This is a genomic window from Nosocomiicoccus massiliensis (genome assembly GCF_002871345.2).
Classification (GTDB): Bacteria; Bacillota; Bacilli; order Staphylococcales; family Salinicoccaceae; genus Nosocomiicoccus; species Nosocomiicoccus ampullae_A.
Genome location: NZ_CP136964.1, coordinates 1,627,806 through 1,646,065 on the forward strand (window position 1 = coordinate 1,627,806; position 18,260 = coordinate 1,646,065).

The window sequence follows — 18,260 nt, forward strand, 5'->3', positions numbered from 1 at the left end:
GTCGAAAGGGTACAAGTGTGGTAGAATAAGTACCGGTAGAGGTGAAAGTAATGGATATATATATTAATGAAATTAAATATGAAGACGATACATTAAAATGTTATGTTGAAAATGATTTGACGAATAAAACACTCATAAGTACAGAGCAAATGATTGTAGACTCTGATAACTTTACGATTATTTACATATTAGATGATGGTGAAGAGTACATCCGCACACATTTCGTATCCGAAACGTGGGAAATGTTAGCGAGATACTATAACAAAACTGTCACTGTAAACGATCAAGTAGAGCTTAAAGAGTTTTTCACGGAATTAGATGTGTTACTCGACAATATTAAAGATAATAGTAATTATGGCAAAGAGTTTGAAGGTAAAATTGTAGAAACTTTTGCAATTTAAAAGGGGGCTTAAAATATGGATGAGTGGAGCGTATTTTTATCTCCGTATCGACAAGCCATCGATGAACTTAAAATTAAGTTAAAAGGTATTCGACAAGAATATAAATTAACGAACCGTTCGTCTCCAATAGAATTTGTTACTGCAAGAGTAAAGCCAGTACAAAGTATTATTGAGAAGGCGAGTAAAAATAATATCTCTTATGACGAACTTAGAAAAGATATGTACGACATCGCTGGTGTCCGTATTATGTGCCAGTTCGTCGATGATATTATGATTATTAGAGACTTAATCGATAAGCGAGAAGATATGAGAATTATCGAAGAGCGTGATTATATTAAACATACGAAAGAAAGTGGATATCGTTCGTATCACATCATTATAGAATACCCAGTTTCAACAGTAGACGGTACGGTAAATATATTAGCTGAAATTCAAATCCGTACACTTTCTATGAACTTTTGGGCGACGATTGAACACTCGCTGAACTACAAATATAAAGGTGAGTACCCAGTAGAAATTAAAGAAAGACTTCAAAATGCAGCGGACGCCGCGTATCAGCTCGACCAAGAAATGTCATTAATACGTGAGGAAGTTCAAGAGGCACAGAAGTTCTTTTCTAAGAAGCGCAACATCTAAACGAGGAGGAGATAATTATGCGATTTACAGTTATCTCAAAAAACGACGAAAAGTCAAAGTATACACGCGAGTATTTAATTCAAGGGATGAAAAAACGCGGTATGGAAGAAGATAATATACATCCGGAAATTATTATCTCCGTCGGTGGCGATGGAACGTTACTCGGTGCGTTTCATATGTATCAACATTTATTAAAAGAAACGATGTTTGTCGGTGTCCATACTGGAAACCTTGGATTTTACGCAGACTTTCATCCAGAAGAAGCGGACCTGTTAATAGACTTAATAGACCGTGGGAAATTTGTTGAAACAGAATTCCCATTAGTCGCTGTTACAGTAAATACAGATGACGGTGAAGAACGTCATCTCGCGTTAAATGAGACGACATTAAAAATGGTACAAGGGTCGACGCTTGCGGTGGATGTTGGTATCGGTGGGAAACATTTTGAAAAGTTTAGAGGAGACGGTATTTGTGTGTCCACACCGTCTGGTTCTACAGCATACAACAAGTCACTGGGTGGTGCGTTAATTCACCCGTCATTTCGATCGATTCAACTTACAGAAATCGCATCGATTAACAACCGAGTATTTAGAACGATTGGTTCATCGATTATTTTACCGAGCCATCACACGTTAAACGTGTATCCAAATAAAGCAGATACGCATTTACTGACAATCGATCACCTACATTTTCAGAAAAATGGTATTCGTTCAATTGAATATCAAGTGGCAGAGGAAACGATAAAATTTGCCCGTTTTAGACATTTTCCATTTTGGCATCGAGTCAGAGAGTCGTTTATATCAAGTGAGAGGTGAGTAAGATGTCAGTTGAAACAGAAGAAAAAGACTACACAAAACATGTGGAAGATATAGAGATAAAAGCAGCATATGATAACTTGATTATGCTGTTAGAACAAGAATCTTATGAGCCGTTTCGAGAAGAGTTTTTAAAACTCCACGAATACGAACAAGGTGAGTTCTTCAGTCTATTAAATGATGAAGATAGAGAAAAATTATATCATTTACTCAGTCCAAAAGAAGTGGCGGATTTCTTTGACACGCTATCTATTTCGAATGAGGAAATGGAAGAGATTTTAACAAGTATGGACGCGAGATACGCTGCACAAGTACTCGGTGCAATGCAGTACGACAACGCAGCGGACATTATGAACTTCTTACCAAAAGAAGTCATGATGAGCTTCTTAGCACTAATGAAAAAAGAAGACCGCGAAGAAATTCGTATATTAATGAACTACGAAGATGATACTGCGGGAGGTATCATGACGACGGAGTTCGTCTCAATCGACAGTGAAATGACTGTCCATGAGGCGATGGTGCACTTAAGGAAAGTAGCTCCAGATAGCGAGACGATCTACTACTTATTTGTCACTGATATTAACAACAAACTCGTCGGTATTATTTCGCTTAGAGATTTAATAATTGCGGATGAAGACGAATATATTGGCGATATTATGAAAGAACGTGTCATCTCGGTAAATGTCGCAGACGACCAAGAACAAGTTGCGTACATGATGAGAGACTATGACTTCTTAGCAGTACCAGTTCTAGATTATCAAGAACACTTAGTCGGTATCATTACTGCCGACGATATCATGGACGTTATCCAAGAAGAAGCAGAGGAAGACTACTATAGACTTGCCGGTATGAGTGATGAAGGGTCACCACTTGACGATTCATCATTTACAGCAGCTAAAAAGAGACTTCCATGGCTCATTGGTTTAACGCTTATGGGTATGATTACCGCGACGATGTTATCTACGTTTGAAGAAACGCTTGAAAAAGTAGCGTTACTCGGAGCGTTTATACCGATTATCGGTGGAATGTCAGGGAATGCTGGGACGCAAAGTTTAGCGGTCGCTGTCCGTGGACTTGCTACAGGTGAAATTAAACGTGTGAGCCTATTAAAACTTGCGATTAAAGATATTCTTACAGGTATGATGACAGGGTTCACTTGCGCGGTATTACTATTCATTATCATTACGATTCTATTCGGACAACCTGTCGTCGGAATTATTGTAAGTATTTCATTATTTGTAGCGATGACATTTGCGACGTTGTCTGGAACATTTATACCGATGGGGATGTCAAAGTTTGGAATTGACCCTGCAGTAGCAAGTGGTCCGTTTATTACAACATCGAACGATATTATTAGTTTAATGATCTATTTCTCACTCGCAAATGCATTAATGAGTGCTTTACTATAGATTTTCGTTGCATTTTTTTGAGAATCAATTTAAAATTAGTAGTAGGTACTAATAAGAATGGGGGATTCTCATGGATTTAAAAGGTAAAACATATGTAGTAATGGGTGTTGCGAACCAACGTTCAATTGCTTGGGGAGCAGCGCGTGCATTAGACAAAGCGGGAGCGAATATCGTATTCACGACGTTAAACGACCGTTTTAAAGATCAAATCGAAAAGTTAAAAGGTGAACTCGAAGGCGACCATGACTTCATGGTAAACTGTGACGTTACGTCAGACGAAGACGTTGAGCGTGCATTTAAAGAAATCGGTGAACACACAGGTGGAATTGATGGTGTGTTACACGCAATTGCATTTGCGAATAAAGACGAGTTAAAAGGTGGATACTCTGAAACATCACGTGCAGGATTCCAACTTGCATTAGACATTTCAGCATATTCTCTTGCGATCGTTTCAAAAGAAGCGAAGAAAATCTTAAACCCAGGTGGGTCAATCGTAACGATGACTTACTTAGGTGGAGAGCGTGCACTTCCAAACTATAACGTTATGGGTGTTGCGAAAGCGGCATTAGAAGCAAGTGTTAAATACTTAGCACTTGACCTTGGTGAAGATGGATACCGTGTAAACGCGGTATCAGCTGGTCCAATTCGTACGTTAAGTTCATCAGGAATTGGCGAGTTCAAAACGATTTTAAAAGAAATCGAAGAACGTGCACCATTAAAGAGAAACGTCGACCAATTAGAAGTTGGTAATGCTGTAATGTTCTTATTATCAGATTTAGCATCAGGAATTACAGGAGAAGTATTACACGTCGACTCAGGATATCACGCAATGGCATAAAAATTAAGCTAAGACCATCTGGTCTTAGCTTTTTTATCTTTACACTCCATAAAAGAATCTAAGTGCGTGTTCAATTTCTGGTTTCCACGTCTTCCATATATGGCCACCGTCTAGCTCTTTATACTCGTATCGTTCTGGAATTGAAAAGAGCACTTCGTTTAATTCGCGGTTTGGATCTAAGAAGTTCGCTTGTCTGCCTGTAATTGTTATGAAATCTTGCTCTTCAAGTCCGATTGTATGGTAAAGATGAATGTTTTCAGTGCCTTCTCTTTCGATAATTTCATTATAAAATTCATCAGTAACCTCGGGACTAAAAGCGAGAACGTTTCTAAAAGTTTCCGGATAATTAATTGCGAGTTTTATACTGAAACTACCCGCTAAGCTTTCACCCATTAAAGCTCTACTGTCGCGATTTTGAATTGTAGGAAACGTATCGTCGACAAACGGAACAAATTCTTTAGCTATAAATTCCATAAATTCGTCTGTATGTTCACCTTCTGGTTGGAAGTGATGGTTACGCCACTCGACACTCGGGTATGGGATTCCGACGATAATCGCAGCTTCTATCTCACCATCTTTAAAAAGTCGTTCGTAAATACGATTGATTTGACCGTATTTAAAAAAGTCTTGTGAGTCAAACGTATAATAGACATGATATTTACGATTATCGTCAAAATCTTTTGGTATATAGTACTCGAACATAATCGTTTCGTTTAAAATATTGGAATGTATTTCATTGTTATGAATGCCTGTTGTAAAATCCATTGTTATCTCCTTTTTATATATAGTGTAACGTATTTACAAAATATTGCAGTTAATCAGGATAATTCTTTCAACTAATTCTTGCATTCAATGATATAATAAAAACAAGTTTCGAAAGGAGACACGTCTATGCTGAATAAGATTTGGTTTCAAAGTGGTGTAGCGCTGATTATGACGCTCATCATTATATACATGACAGTGAAAGTACAGTATATATTTGTACCGTTTTTCCAAATCATTGCGACAATTTTCGTACCTGTACTACTTGCTGGCGTCTTATTTTACATTACGATTCCAATTCAAGAATACCTAGAACGCCATAGCGCACCACGCTGGCTATCGATGACTTCTGTATTTTTAATTATTGTGATCGTTATTGCAGTGTTATCAATTTCGGTTATTCCGGTAATTACTGAACAAGTTCAAAACTTAATTACACGTGGACCGCTCATTCAACGTGAAATTCAAAGCTTCATGAACACAGTAATTACTCAAAGGGACCGTTTACCGTTTGAAGTAAATTTAGATGAAATAACGAATCAAGTATTTGAAACAGGGTCTACGATGTTTAGTAGCGTCGTAGCGAATGCATTTAAAATTATAATGAGTACAGTATCGATTGTGATTTCACTTATTTTAGTACCATTTTTCTTTATCTTTATGTTAAAAGATCACGAAAAATTTGTACCGACAATTACACGTCCATTTACAGGTCGTTTTAAATTATTTTTACTCGATACGATTAAAGATATCGATAAAACACTCCGTGCATTTATACAAGGACAAATGCTCGTGTCGTTTATATTATGTATTATTTTATTTATCGGTTATCAGATTATCGGTTTAGATTACGCACTATTACTCGCGGTGTTTGCGCTATTTATGAACGTCGTACCGTTCGTTGGACCATGGGTCGCATTTTTACCAGCAGCGATTTTAGCGCTCATTCAAGATCCAATTATGTTCATTTGGGTATCACTCATCACACTTGCAGCGCAGCAAATCGAGTCGAATATCATTACGCCAAACGTTATGGGTCAGCAACTTGCGTTACATCCTTTAACAGTTATTACAATTGTACTTGCAGCAGGAAATATCGCAGGATTCTTAGGAATTTTAATTGCGATTCCGACATACGCTGTTATTAAGTCGATTGTTCAAAACATTTGGCGTTATAGACGTGATTTAAGTCAAACGTTAATTAGTGACGTTAAAGTACCAAAACAAAAATATTAAATAGCTAAATCCTCTCCTGTACTCGATATATAGAGTAAGGAGGGGATTTTTTTGAATCCAATAGATATTTTGATTAAGAACAACTTTAAAATGACGAGTAATCCGCATACGATGACACCGTTTGGGTTTAGAAATTACACAGTGAATAGATTTAATTATGACGCGTATTGTGGAGGGTTTCACAGAGCGTATGATTTTGCAAAACATGACGGTGCAGCGATTCCTGCAGTGATGAGCGGGGTCGTCGTACAAGGGACGAGTAATTACGGAAATTTTGGTGGAACAGTCGTAATTGCAAACAAAGCACTTGGTTACCAAGTAATATACGGCCATTTAAAGAGAAATTTAATCGTGACAATCGGTCAACATGTGAAGTACGGTGAAACAATTGGATATCAAGGAGATACAAACAATTTAAACGTACCGATGGCAAGCCATCTTCACATTCAGTTTCAGCGATATGGGTATTTAAAAGAAAAAGATTTTGTATGCAATGGTATTAGTGCATACGATATTGATTTAAGAAAAGATCGATATTTTAACGGGATATTTATCCCGAAATACAATATGAATATTAGGGGCACACCAAGTTTAAATGGAAAAATTATCTCATCAGCTAAGCCAAAAGATAACTTAGCATTTAACTCAGTAACTTATAAAGACGGACACTATTGGTTAAAGTTAAATATTGGATATGTGTCATCTGGTACTCAACAAAATATTTATGGTCATTTTAAATAAAAAAGGCTTCAAATCGTTAAGATTTGAAGCCTTTTAATTATTTACGACGACCGCTTTTTCCAGCCCCATCATCAACTTCTTTTAACATTCTGTTAATCGTTACTTGGTTGAACATTTCAACAACGAAAATTACAACGAATGCATATACAATAGCAAATCCAGCTGGTAAAATCGTCCCTTTGACGACAGTTAATACAAGTGCAGGAAGCAATACTGCAGCAATGTATAACACGAGCATCATAATACGATTTGACTCGATTTGATCTTGTGCTTGTTTAATTCTTGACGCAAACTCACGTGTAACAAAACCTACGTCAGCATCGTTTGCTCTATCAGTATCGTAAACGCGAGTAACGACTGGTAAGTTCGTATACTTATCTGTCTCATAACGCAGATCCATGTGATCATTTGGCCATCTTAATGCTTCAAAAAACTTCATTGTGTGGTGTCTCCCTTTCAATATCCTTTTAATACTTTAATTATAGACAATTTTTCACAATTTATAAAGACAATTCAAAAATTATTTCACAATTTTGACATAAAATTGTCAAAACCTATTTATATCTTCTTTAAAAGGTGTACAATTATAGTTATCTATTCTGTTTTTGCAGATGAAAATTATTAAGGAGTGAGGATTATGGCGGATGAGAAACAATTCTCAAGACGTGATTTCCTAAAAACAACGGGAGTAGCTACTGGTGGTATTATCGGTGGTAGTTTACTTGGAGGTTTAATCGGATTTAACCTCGATGGTAAATCAAGTGACAGTTCAAAAGATTCTAGTGATCAAGGCGGTGGAGATAGCCACGGTGGTCACGATGGTAATGGTGACGGAGGTATGTTCAACGTACCAGACAAAGGTCGTGTTTTCTTTGAAAACGATGCAGACTTTGCAACGATTGAAGCAGCAATGGAAAGAATCTTCCCAGAAACTGACGTTGGACCAGGAGCTAAAGGGCTCGGTGCAGCTTACTTCTTAGACGGACAACTCGCTGGAGCATACGGCTTTAACTCAAAAGAATATATGCAAGGACCTTTCCACGAAGGACTTCCAACTCAAGGGTATCAGTCACACTTAAACCGTGCAGAATACTTCAGACTCGGTGTTAAAAAACTTCAAGAAGAAGCAAAAAGTCGTCACGACGAAAGCTTTTCTCAACTCGATGAAAAGAAACAAGATGAAATTCTAAAAGACTTCCAAGAAGGTAAAGTTGACTTTGGTGTACCAAAATCAACAGCAACTTCAAGTTACTTCTTTACGATGCTACGTTCAGCAACTCTAGAAGGTGCATACTGTGATCCAATTTACCACGGTAACAGAAACATGGAAGGCTGGAAAATGAAACAATTCCCAGGCCACCAGCACTCATACTTAGACGTAATTGAATCAGATGAATTTATGGACATTGAACCATTACCAAACTTTGGTTAAAAGGAGAATTATTAAATGGCGAAAGAACTAGAAAAAGTAGATGTACTCACAGTCGGAGCCGGCTGGACAGGGGGCATTGTTGCAGCAGAGGCAGCAAAAGCAGGATTAAAAGTACTCAGCCTTGAAAGAGGTAAAGAAAGAGGTACAGCAGATTATCAACACGTACACGACGAATTAAAATATGCGATTCGTTATGAATTAATGCAAGACACTTCTAAAGAAACTGTTACATTTAGAAACAGTCCAGATCAAAAAGCATTACCAATGCGTCAACAAGGATCATTCTTACTCGGTGACAACGTCGGTGGTGCAGGAACACACTGGAATGGTTGGGTATACAGATTTTTACCATATGACTTTGAGATCGCATCTAAAACGAAAGAGAGATACGGTGAAGACAGACTTCAAGAAAAAGACGGATACCGTTTTAGGGACTGGGGTATTACGTATGACGAGTTAGAACCATACTTTACACAATTTGAACAAACAGCTGGTATCGGTGGAACAGTGAACCACTTCGAAGGTAAAAGAAGTAAAGACTATCCGAACGGTCCAATGATTAAAACTAAAATCATGAAAATTTTTGAAGACGCGACGAAGGATATGGGTTATCATCCTCACTTTTTACCATCTGCAAATATGTCAGCAGCGTATGAAAACCCAGATGGTGAAAAAATGAATCCATGTCAATATTGTGCGTTCTGTGAACGCTTCGCGTGTGAATACGACGCGAAAGCAACACCAGAAGTAACTGTGTTAAAAACAGCACGTCGTCACGATAACTTTGAATTACGTACACATTGTAACGTTGTAGAAGTTTTAACAGATGACAAAGATAAATCAAAAGTTACGGGTGTTAAATACGTTGACACACTTACGAAAGAAGAATTCATTCAACCTGCGGATATCGTCGTATTAACAAGTTATATATTTAACAACTACAAATTACTTGCGGTATCTGACATCGGTGAACAGTACGATCCGAAAACTGAAAAAGGTACGTTAGGACGTAACTATTGTTACCAAACTTCAGGTGGAGCAACTGGATTCTTTGATGAACAGTTCAACACATTCATGGGCGCAGGAGCGTTAGGTATGTCAATGGATGACTATAACGGTGATAACTTTGACCATGAAGATGTAGATTTCTTACATGGCGGAAGTATTACGGTAATTCAGTCAGGTGTCCGTCCTATTTTAACGAACCCTACTAAAAGTGGTACGCCTTCATGGGGTGCAGAATTTAAAGACGAGTCAATTAAACAATTCACACGTTCATTCTATGTTGGTGGTCAATGCGCAACTAGCCCACATAAAGATAACTACTTAGATCTTGATGAGAATTATAAAGATGTATTCGGTGTGCCGCTCGTTAAGTTAACTTATAACTTTACAGATATGGACCGTAATCGTAACAAATACCTAGCAGAGCGTAGTGTTGAAATCTTAGAGAAAATGGGTGCTAAACATATCGACATGGACCCAGACCTAGGAGATTACGATATCGTACCTTATCAAACAACACACAACACGGGTGGTACTACGATGGGAGACGACCCTGAGACTTCAGTTGTTAACAACTGGTTACAACACTGGGACAGAGATAACCTATTCGTAGTTGGAGCAGGAAACTTTGCACATAACTCTGGTTACAACCCAACAGGAACAGTCGGTGCATTAGCATACCGCTGTGCAGAAGGTGTTATTAAGTATCATAAAGATAAAAAACGTTTAGAGAAGTAAATTAATTTATATGAGACTGTAGATGTTTTCTACAGTCTTTTTTCTTTATCGTCAACGAATAGAGATACAATTTAACGCAACACGCAATTGCGTAAACGACTATGCAATTAATTTTACGCAAATCAAAATTTACGAGTTTTTTCATCTGAAAGACAGGTCGGAAATGTATCAGAGGTGCCGTTAGCACGTTTAATTTAACGCAAATCGCTTTTGCGTAAAAGAGTAGTTCATCTATTTGACAATTACGCCGTTTGCGTGAAATAAACAGAGGTCCGTTTAACACAAATCGTTTTTGCGTAAAAAGGTAATTCATCTATTTAACGATTACGCTGTTTTGGATCAACTATACGCAGGTTAGAAAATAAAACCGCTTCAATCAGCTACAACCACGTTTATAATCTTTTATATCAACACAATGTGTACTATAATAGATAGATGATTTAATGCGTTATTTTTAAAAATTCGTTGATTGGATTAGGTGGTACATATTTATGTCTAACAATGATGAATATAAAGAAGTACAAGTGAGACGAAAGCGTAAAAAGCTAACTCAAGAAGATAATATGGCGCCTTTAATGGACCATATTCTCGATTTAAGATCGGTCGTTATTAAATCAGCAATCACTGTCGTTTTATGCTTTATTGTGATTTTTGCGACGGTCGGTTGGTGGTTTCCATACGTGTCAAAGGGTGCGAATATTGTCGTATTAGGACCTTTTGAGGTTATTCGTTTTTACTTACAGACAGCTGGTGCGATTAGTATTGGGTTATCAATACCGTTTATTTGTTGGTTCTTATGGGGCTTTATGAAACCAGGACTCGTCGAAAAAGAGACGATGTTTATTAAAAGTTCGTTACCAGGAATGTTAATTTTATTTATAGCAGGTTTACTATTTGGATACTTTGTCGTTCACCCGGTCAGTTATTTCTTTTTAATTTCACTCGGAGAAAAGAACTTTGAAGTAATTGTTACTGCAGATGAATATATGAGATTTTTACTGATGACGACCATTCCGTTTGGGTTAATATTCCAACTGCCTGTTGTCATACTATTTTTAAATTATATTGGATTATTAAATGCAGAAATGATGGTCGCTATAAGAAAATACGTCTATTTTGGACTATTAGTTTTAACGGCGATTATTATGCCTCCAGACGTATTTACACATTTAATAACTTTAACGCCAATGATTGTGTTGTATGAGATTAGTATCGTACTTATAAGAAGACGTGAAAGACGACAACAAAAACGTGCAGAATAAATACGCCTCTAGGGGCGTATTTTATTTTCATTAATGTATAATTAAATCAAACCGTTAGAGGTGAGAACATGAAAACTGAACAACTAATTTCATTACTAAAAATAAAAGAAATATATGGGACGTTACCGGAAGATGTATTCGATATTACAATCGACTCTAGAGAAGTATCTGAAGGAACGATATTTGTCGCGTTAAAAGGTGCAACGACAGACGGTTTTGATTATATCGATCAAGCGATTGAAAAAGGCAGTAAGATGATATTATCAGACCGAAATAGGGAATTACCTGAAGGCGTTGGGTTATTAAAAGTGAAAGACCCAGTAAAAGTGTCTGCGCTTTTTGCAGAATACTTATATGACTTCCCGCATGAAAGTATGACGATGGTCGGTGTCACTGGGACGAATGGTAAGACGACTGTTTCAACGATGATTCATAACTTAAGTATGAGTATGAATAAAAAAAGTGCATATTTAGGAACGAATGGATTTATGATTAATGAAGATACGTATCCATCGTTAAATACGACACCTGAGACGACTCGTTTGCATAAAAATTTTAATGAAGCGGTAAAAAAAGAAACTGAAGTATTTACGATGGAAGTGTCGAGTCACGCACTAAAGCTTGGGCGTACGTTTGGTGTGGATTTTGATATTGTGATATTTACGAATTTAACACAAGATCATTTGGATTTTCATGAAACGATGGAAAACTACGGGTTCACTAAAGGGCTACTCTTTTCTCAACTCGGTCAAGATTTAAAAAAGACAAAATACGTCATATTAAACAATTCTGATCCGTGGTCAAAAGAATATGCTACGATGACACCTTATGAAGTGATTTCATATGGATTAGATGAAAGTGCAGATTTTTATCCGACAAATATTAAAGGAAGTCTAGAAGGTACGACGTTTACGTTACACACGCCAGACGGTGAGTTTTATGTAGAATCACCATTTGTTGGAGATTACAATATTGAAAATTTAATATGTGCGATTATAAGTGAATGGTTACAAGGGTACGATTTAAATGATGTGATTGAAGCAATTAAACAGATGAAAGCTGTATCTGGTCGTTTAGAAGTGTTAGACAATGAATTACCGATTCATTTAATCATCGACTTTGCACATACGCCAGATGCGTTAGAAAAAGTCATTCAAACAATTCGTCCGTTTAACGATGGTAAATTGATTACAGTGTATGGAATGACTGGTGAAAGAGATTATTCAAAAGCCGAAGAGATGGGTCGTATTGCGAGTCTGTCAGATTATGTCGTAATCACTGTTGATAATCCGGGTAATGACGATAAAAACATGTTAATTGATATCGTCGAAAAAGGGATGACACACGATAATTACACGACAGAAATCGACCGTGAACAAGCGATAAAAATCGCTATAGATTATGCTGAACCTGGAGATACTGTGTTCCTTGCAGGAAAAGGGCGCGAGCCGTATCAAATTATGGAAAATCATATTAAAGAACCGCATCGCGATGATTTGATTGCATTAAATTTTGCGTATAAAAAATATAACTTTCCAGGATATGAAAACTAATAATAGATAGAATTGAATTAAGGAGATTGTATGGGACTTAAAGAAGAAATCAATAAAAGAAAAACATTTGCGATTATTTCGCACCCGGATGCCGGGAAAACGACGCTAACTGAGAAGCTATTACTATTCGGTGGTGCGATTCGTGAAGCGGGTGTCGTTAAAGGTAGAAAGACAGGTAAATTCGCAACATCAGACTGGATGAAAGTCGAACAAGAGCGTGGAATCTCAGTAACGAGTTCTGTCATGCAGTTTGATTTTGACGGATATAAAGTAAATATTTTAGATACACCTGGACACGAAGACTTCTCAGAAGACACGTATCGTACACTAATGGCCGTTGACAGTGCTGTTATGGTCATCGACGCAGCAGAAGGGATCGAACCTCAGACGTTAAAACTCTTTAAAGTAGCAAAAATGCGTGGGATTCCAGTGTTTACATTTATCAATAAACTTGACCGAGTCGGGAAAGATCCGTTTGAGCTTTTAGAAGAAATCGAAGAAACGTTAGATATTGAAACGTATCCGATGACGTGGCCAATTGGTATGGGACCAAGTTTCTTCGGGATTATAAACCGACGTACGAAAGAAATTAATCCGTACCGTGAAGAGACGATGTTGAAGTTAAACGACGATTACGAATTAGAAAAGTCTCACGACATCGAAAAAGACTCTGCCTTCCAAGAGTCGATTGAAGAGTTTATGCTCGTCGAAGAAGCAGGGGACGCATTCGATGAAGAAAAAATCGCAACAGGAGATTTAACACCTGTATTTTTCGGTTCAGCATTATCTAACTTTGGGGTTGAAGAATTTTTAGACACGTTTGTTGACTTTGCACCGAGCCCAGAACCACTTGAAACAAAATCAGGTGAAGTAATCGATCCGACAGAAGAAGAATTTTCAGGATTTATCTTTAAAATTCAAGCGAACATGGATCCAAAACATAGAGATAGACTCGCATTTTTACGTATCGTATCCGGTCAATTTAACCGCGGCATGGAAGTGAAGTTACAACGTACAGGTAAAAAACAAAAGGTCACGCGTGCGACGATGTTTATGGCGGATGACACAGAAACTGTAGACGTTGCGTATGCTGGAGATATTATCGGGTTATACGATACAGGAAACTACCAAATCGGTGATACGCTAACATCTGACAAGCATATCGAATTTAAAGAGTTACCACAGTTTACGCCAGAGTTATTTATGAAAGTCTCTGCTAAAAACGTGATGAAACAAAAGCACTTCTACAAAGGTATCGAGCAACTCGTTCAAGAAGGTGCAATACAGTATTATAAGACGATTCATACGAATCAACCGATTATCGGCGCAGTCGGTCAACTTCAATTCGAAGTATTTGAGCACCGTATGAAAAACGAATATAATACAGATGTCGTGATGGAACCAATCGGTAATAAACAAGCACGTTGGATCGAAAATGAAGAAGATATCAGAGATCAAATGGATACACAGCGCTCAACACTTGTGTATGACCGTTACGACAACAAAGTATTTCTATTTGAAAATGATTTTGCACTGAGATGGTTTAGTGATAAATATCCTGAAATCAAATTATATAGTTTACTTTAATCAAATAAAACGCGTATAATAATGTCAATGAATAATATATGGGGAGTAACGACTAGTTTACTAGTAACACATCGTCATTACGGCAAAACGCCCGGTGTGTTAAGCAATATTTATTGTTCTGTGAGACCATAGTAATTAGACAGTGTCTATTTGCTGTGGTCTTTTTTATATTTAAGGAGTGAAGAAATGGATTATGCTATATTATTAGAATACGCATGGGTACTTATTGTACTTGTCGTATTAGAAGGTTTACTTGCAGCAGACAATGCGGTTGTACTTGCGGTTATGGTGAGACATTTATCGCCAAAAGATTGTAAGAAAGCATTATTTTACGGATTGCTCGGTGCATTTATATTTAGATTGATTGCGATACTATTACTCGTTTGGCTCGTACAATGGTGGTTTGTCCAAGCACTTGGTGCGTTATACTTATTCTACGTTTCGTTTAGTCATTTAAAAGATATATATAAGCATAGAGGTCGATCAGAAGAAGAAATTGACGCATTAATTGAAAAAAACGAAAAAAAGGGTTCAGGATTTTGGATGACTGTACTTAAAGTAGAAATCGCAGATATTGCGTTCGCAATCGATTCGATTTTAGCAGCTGCAGCTATTGCCCTTGCGTTACCACATGTCGGTGGAGACTTCTTCGGAGTAAACGCAGGACAATATACAGTGATGTTAATCGGTGGTTTACTTGGAGTTATTATTATGCGTTTCTTTGCGAACTGGTTCGTAAAATTACTTGCCGAACGACCAAGTTTAGAAGTCGCAGCATTTACTATCGTTGGTTGGGTTGGTGTTAAGTTAGCAGTGTTAACACTCTCGCATGAAGCAGTTGGTATTTTACCAGAGGAATTTCCACATTCACCAATTTGGAAATTAACATTCTGGGCAGTCATGCTTATCATTATCCTTATCGGATGGTTTGCTGGTGGTAAGAAAAAAGATGTAAAGGGTGATATGAATGCGTAATGATGATGATAGAAGAGAAAACTTTGATGAAAAGTATAGGCGTCGTACGCACGCTTTAGATGAACACGATACAGTTCAATTTGAAAAGATTGATGATGATGATTTAAAAGATGATGTCAAAGACGAGCATGTTGATGAAAGAGAAGCACCATCTCACGATGATTTCCGTGAAGAACATGAAGTACAAAAAGAAGATGCGCCTAAACCAAGAACTAAGCGTGAAAAATCATCATTTTTACCAGGACTACTCGCAGGTATTATCGGTGCGATTTTAGTCGTTTCGTTGTATCACTTTTTATCTAACGATTCAAACAACGCAGATGAAGTCGTAAACAACACAAAAGACACAGCAGAAGTTCGTCAAGAAATTGAAAGTAAGCACGAAGATAAATTAATTACGGATACAATTGTCGCTGTTGAAAAAGCAAAGCCTGCAGTCGTATCAGTCATTAACTTACAAAGCCAAACGAATTTATTTGGTAATGAGTCGTCACTCGCTGAAGCGGGAACTGGGTCTGGAGTCATTTATAAAACAGATGACGAATATGCTTACGTTATTACAAATAATCACGTCATTGATAAAGCAACTGAAGTTCAAGTAAACACTTCTGAAGGTGACAGTGTTGAAGCAGAGATTCTCGGCACAGATATTTGGACAGACTTAGCAGTTTTAAGAATGCCAAAAGGTAACATTACTGATGTGATTGAATTTGGAGATAGCGATAAATTACTCGTCGGTGAAGAGGCAATCGCAATTGGTTCACCACTCGGTGATATGTTTAGTGGATCTGTATCTAGAGGAATTGTATCGGCACTCGATAGACGGGTACCAGTCGATATTGACGGGAACGGCACAGACGATTGGGAAGCGGCAGTGCTACAAACAGATGCAGCTATTAACCCAGGTAACTCTGGTGGTGCACTCGTAAATAGTAAAGGTGAATTAATCGGTATTAACTCGATGAAAATTGGTTTAGAGAATGTCGAAGGTATTGGTTTTGCGATTCCATCTAACGATGTTAAAGCAATTGTTTCAGAGTTAGAAACTGGTGGAGAAGTGGATCGTCCTTTTATCGGAGTTGGCTTGCTCGACTTATATTTAATTAGTACGAGCGATCAACGTAACTATTTAAAATTACCGAGCAATGTTAAACAAGGCGTCGTTCTATCGAGTATTGAACCAGGTTCTCCAGCAGAACATGCAGGATTAGAAGAATTAGCGGTCGTTACGAAATTAGATGACACTGAAGTCAATAACGCGATGGAATTTAGACAATATTTATATGGCAACAAAAAATCAGGCGACACGATTACTGTAACGTATTATTTAGACGGTAGACAGTATGAGACTGACGTCCAGTTATAATAAGATTTTAAACGAGCAGTAATGCTCGTTTTTTTATCGTAAATTAAATTGAAAGATTGATTTAATAGGCGTATAGTATGTCTAAAGGAGAGATACTGTGTGAAAATAATCATTAATTTATTAGACCGTATGAGCCCACAACGCTCGATATTCTTATATTATTTAGGCGCGTTAATTGTTTCTACGTTACTCATGCAACTGCCATTTTTCTATAATGAAGGTACATACATATCATTTATGGATACGTTATTCGTCACAGCTTCAGGTATCTCTGTTACGGGTCTTACGACGGTAAATATTGTCGACACGTTTAATACGTACGGGATTATTCTCTTAATGTTCATACTCAACCTCGGCGGTATTGGTATTATGGCGACGTCGACGTTTATATGGATTTTACTCGGTAGAAAGATCACATTAAGAAACCGAGCAGCAATCATGGTCGACAACAACCAATCCGCAATTGCAGGTGGGGTAAAGCTCGTTTTAAATATCGTGTCTTTACTGTTTTTAATCGAACTGATTGGTGCAATTATTTATACGTCAGTGTTTTATTATTTAACCGGTTCGTTTAAAGATGCACTCCTTCAAGGGACGTTTTTATCAGTATCTGCGACGACAAACGCTGGATTTGATTTATATCATCAATCGTTGATCGGACATAGTACAAACTTCTTTCTTACGGTTCCAGTAATGTTCCAAATCGTTCTCGGAGCGATTGGATATCCTGTATTAATCGAAGTGAAAGAGTTCTTTAGTCATAAAAACCCTCACTTTAGATTTAGTTTGTTTACGAAAGTGACGACGACGATGTATGCGTTACTTTATGTAATTGGTACAGTGTTTTATTTAATCATCGAGTGGAATGGTCCGCGTTTTCAAGATTCATTTATTACTAAAATGATGAACGCCTCGTTTATGAGTGTATCGTCAAGAAGTGCAGGAATCGTTATCGAAGACCCGTCGCTACTAAACGAAGCCACACAGCTTGTTTTAAGTATGTTAATGTTTATCGGATCATCACCATCCAGTGCGGGTGGGGGGATTCGTACGACGACATTTGCGATTTTGTTACTGACAGTAATTGCATTTGCAAGAAGTAAAGAATACCCGACGATATTTAAACGGACGATCGCAAAACAAGATGTTGAACGCGCATTTGTCGTGTTCGTCATGTCAATGGTTTTACTATTTTTAGGAATATCCGTCATCACGTTTGTTGAAGGTGACAAACATAGTTTAATGTCTATCATCTTTGAAGTATCGAGCGCGTTCGGAACGTGCGGGATGTCGATGGGGATAACAAATGACTTACAGACAAGCAGTGAGCTTATATTGATCGCACTGATGTTTATTGGCCGTGTCGGTTTTGTGAGTTTCTTATTAAGTTTTGGTAGCAAGAAAAAGACGATAATCAAATATCCGACAGAGCATTTAACAGTCGGTTAGAAATAGGAATAAAAAGAAAAAAGGGGCTGGGACAAATGATTCCACTCCTTAGGTA

17 protein-coding genes are annotated in these 18,260 nt (G+C 37.5%); 15 read left to right on the top strand and 2 right to left on the bottom strand.

Going from position 1 to position 18,260, the window contains the following annotated elements; translation table 11 throughout:
• Positions 1–50 precede the first annotated feature (50 nt).
• From CJ229_RS08515 to fabI, 5 genes are all read left to right on the top strand, one after another.
• Entirely contained in the window at positions 51–401 is a 351-nt protein-coding gene (locus CJ229_RS08515; protein ID WP_070457456.1) for a UPF0738 family protein, read from the top strand.
• Between the two features lie 15 nt (positions 402–416).
• Positions 417–1,037 (top strand): GTP diphosphokinase, encoded by a 621-nt coding sequence (locus tag CJ229_RS08520; RefSeq protein WP_068127871.1) that lies wholly within the window; start codon positions 417–419, stop codon positions 1,035–1,037.
• A 17-nt stretch (positions 1,038–1,054) separates the two neighbouring features.
• The gene (locus CJ229_RS08525; RefSeq protein WP_068127875.1) at positions 1,055–1,852 is read left to right on the top strand and encodes an NAD kinase; all 798 of its coding nucleotides are present in this window, start codon (positions 1,055–1,057) and stop codon (positions 1,850–1,852) included.
• Positions 1,853–1,857: 5 nt separating this feature from the next.
• A complete protein-coding gene (mgtE, locus tag CJ229_RS08530) occupies positions 1,858–3,261 on the top strand; it encodes a magnesium transporter (RefSeq protein ID WP_102167210.1) in 1,404 nt (467 codons plus the stop codon).
• 70 nt (positions 3,262–3,331) lie between these two features.
• On the top strand, positions 3,332–4,099 hold the full coding sequence (gene fabI / locus CJ229_RS08535; RefSeq protein ID WP_040929324.1) for an enoyl-ACP reductase FabI: 768 nt from the start codon (positions 3,332–3,334) through the stop codon (positions 4,097–4,099).
• 39 nt (positions 4,100–4,138) lie between these two features.
• On the opposite strand, the gene CJ229_RS08540 is transcribed toward fabI, so the two are convergent.
• On the bottom strand, positions 4,139–4,864 hold the full coding sequence (locus tag CJ229_RS08540; protein ID WP_102167211.1) for an alpha/beta hydrolase: 726 nt from the start codon (positions 4,862–4,864) through the stop codon (positions 4,139–4,141).
• A gap of 126 nt (positions 4,865–4,990) precedes the next feature.
• Here CJ229_RS08540 and CJ229_RS08545 point away from each other — a divergent pair, with 126 nt between their 5' ends.
• Together CJ229_RS08545 and CJ229_RS08550 are read left to right on the top strand one after the other, a co-directional pair.
• Positions 4,991–6,097: an AI-2E family transporter gene (locus CJ229_RS08545; protein WP_070623263.1), complete on the top strand. Its 1,107-nt coding sequence runs from the start codon at positions 4,991–4,993 to the stop codon at positions 6,095–6,097.
• A 51-nt stretch (positions 6,098–6,148) separates the two neighbouring features.
• Positions 6,149–6,838 (top strand): M23 family metallopeptidase, encoded by a 690-nt coding sequence (locus CJ229_RS08550; RefSeq protein ID WP_102167212.1) that lies wholly within the window; start codon positions 6,149–6,151, stop codon positions 6,836–6,838.
• 37 nt (positions 6,839–6,875) lie between these two features.
• Here the strand turns inward: CJ229_RS08550 and CJ229_RS08555 are convergent, their stop codons facing one another.
• Positions 6,876–7,277 (bottom strand): hypothetical protein, encoded by a 402-nt coding sequence (locus CJ229_RS08555; RefSeq protein WP_102167213.1) that lies wholly within the window; start codon positions 7,275–7,277, stop codon positions 6,876–6,878.
• 198 nt (positions 7,278–7,475) lie between these two features.
• Between CJ229_RS08555 and CJ229_RS08560 the strand changes: the two genes are divergently transcribed.
• The 8 genes from CJ229_RS08560 to CJ229_RS08595 all read left to right on the top strand — a co-directional run bounded on the left by CJ229_RS08560 (position 7,476) and on the right by CJ229_RS08595 (position 18,205).
• Positions 7,476–8,270 (top strand): gluconate 2-dehydrogenase subunit 3 family protein, encoded by a 795-nt coding sequence (locus tag CJ229_RS08560; protein ID WP_102167214.1) that lies wholly within the window; start codon positions 7,476–7,478, stop codon positions 8,268–8,270.
• Between the two features lie 15 nt (positions 8,271–8,285).
• Positions 8,286–10,013: a GMC family oxidoreductase gene (locus CJ229_RS08565; protein ID WP_102167215.1), complete on the top strand. Its 1,728-nt coding sequence runs from the start codon at positions 8,286–8,288 to the stop codon at positions 10,011–10,013.
• A gap of 491 nt (positions 10,014–10,504) precedes the next feature.
• The gene (tatC, locus tag CJ229_RS08570; protein ID WP_070623276.1) at positions 10,505–11,275 is read left to right on the top strand and encodes a twin-arginine translocase subunit TatC; all 771 of its coding nucleotides are present in this window, start codon (positions 10,505–10,507) and stop codon (positions 11,273–11,275) included.
• Between the two features lie 68 nt (positions 11,276–11,343).
• Positions 11,344–12,828 (top strand): UDP-N-acetylmuramoyl-L-alanyl-D-glutamate--2,6-diaminopimelate ligase, encoded by a 1,485-nt coding sequence (locus tag CJ229_RS08575; protein WP_102167216.1) that lies wholly within the window; start codon positions 11,344–11,346, stop codon positions 12,826–12,828.
• A 30-nt stretch (positions 12,829–12,858) separates the two neighbouring features.
• Positions 12,859–14,415 (top strand): peptide chain release factor 3, encoded by a 1,557-nt coding sequence (locus CJ229_RS08580; RefSeq protein WP_070457479.1) that lies wholly within the window; start codon positions 12,859–12,861, stop codon positions 14,413–14,415.
• A gap of 186 nt (positions 14,416–14,601) precedes the next feature.
• A complete protein-coding gene (locus CJ229_RS08585; protein WP_317846574.1) occupies positions 14,602–15,390 on the top strand; it encodes a TerC family protein in 789 nt (262 codons plus the stop codon).
• Complete coding sequence (locus tag CJ229_RS08590; RefSeq protein ID WP_102167218.1) at positions 15,383–16,756, top strand: S1C family serine protease; 1,374 nt, start codon at positions 15,383–15,385, stop codon at positions 16,754–16,756. The genes CJ229_RS08585 and CJ229_RS08590 overlap by 8 nt, the downstream gene beginning before the upstream one ends.
• A gap of 99 nt (positions 16,757–16,855) precedes the next feature.
• Positions 16,856–18,205, top strand: coding sequence for a TrkH family potassium uptake protein (locus CJ229_RS08595; RefSeq protein WP_257993681.1), 1,350 nt, complete (start codon positions 16,856–16,858; stop codon positions 18,203–18,205).
• Positions 18,206–18,260: the final 55 nt, after the last annotated feature.

Bases quoted from the DNA above. Each gene is read 5' to 3' on its own strand.
- CJ229_RS08565 (WP_102167215.1), top strand. From the start codon at position 8,286: ATGGCGAAAGAACTAGAAAAAGTAGATGTACTCACAGTCGGAGCCGGC.
- CJ229_RS08560 (WP_102167214.1), top strand. From the start codon at position 7,476: ATGGCGGATGAGAAACAATTCTCAAGACGTGATTTCCTAAAAACAACG.
- CJ229_RS08545 (WP_070623263.1), top strand. From the start codon at position 4,991: ATGCTGAATAAGATTTGGTTTCAAAGTGGTGTAGCGCTGATTATGACG.
- CJ229_RS08585 (WP_317846574.1), top strand. From the start codon at position 14,602: ATGGATTATGCTATATTATTAGAATACGCATGGGTACTTATTGTACTT.
- CJ229_RS08520 (WP_068127871.1), top strand. From the start codon at position 417: ATGGATGAGTGGAGCGTATTTTTATCTCCGTATCGACAAGCCATCGAT.
- CJ229_RS08525 (WP_068127875.1), top strand. From the start codon at position 1,055: ATGCGATTTACAGTTATCTCAAAAAACGACGAAAAGTCAAAGTATACA.
- CJ229_RS08575 (WP_102167216.1), top strand. From the start codon at position 11,344: ATGAAAACTGAACAACTAATTTCATTACTAAAAATAAAAGAAATATAT.
- CJ229_RS08515 (WP_070457456.1), top strand. From the start codon at position 51: ATGGATATATATATTAATGAAATTAAATATGAAGACGATACATTAAAA.
- mgtE (WP_102167210.1), top strand. From the start codon at position 1,858: ATGTCAGTTGAAACAGAAGAAAAAGACTACACAAAACATGTGGAAGAT.
- CJ229_RS08540 (WP_102167211.1), bottom strand. From the start codon at position 4,864: ATGGATTTTACAACAGGCATTCATAACAATGAAATACATTCCAATATT.
- fabI (WP_040929324.1), top strand. From the start codon at position 3,332: ATGGATTTAAAAGGTAAAACATATGTAGTAATGGGTGTTGCGAACCAA.
- CJ229_RS08580 (WP_070457479.1), top strand. From the start codon at position 12,859: ATGGGACTTAAAGAAGAAATCAATAAAAGAAAAACATTTGCGATTATT.
- tatC (WP_070623276.1), top strand. From the start codon at position 10,505: ATGTCTAACAATGATGAATATAAAGAAGTACAAGTGAGACGAAAGCGT.
- CJ229_RS08555 (WP_102167213.1), bottom strand. From the start codon at position 7,277: ATGAAGTTTTTTGAAGCATTAAGATGGCCAAATGATCACATGGATCTG.
- CJ229_RS08590 (WP_102167218.1), top strand. From the start codon at position 15,383: ATGCGTAATGATGATGATAGAAGAGAAAACTTTGATGAAAAGTATAGG.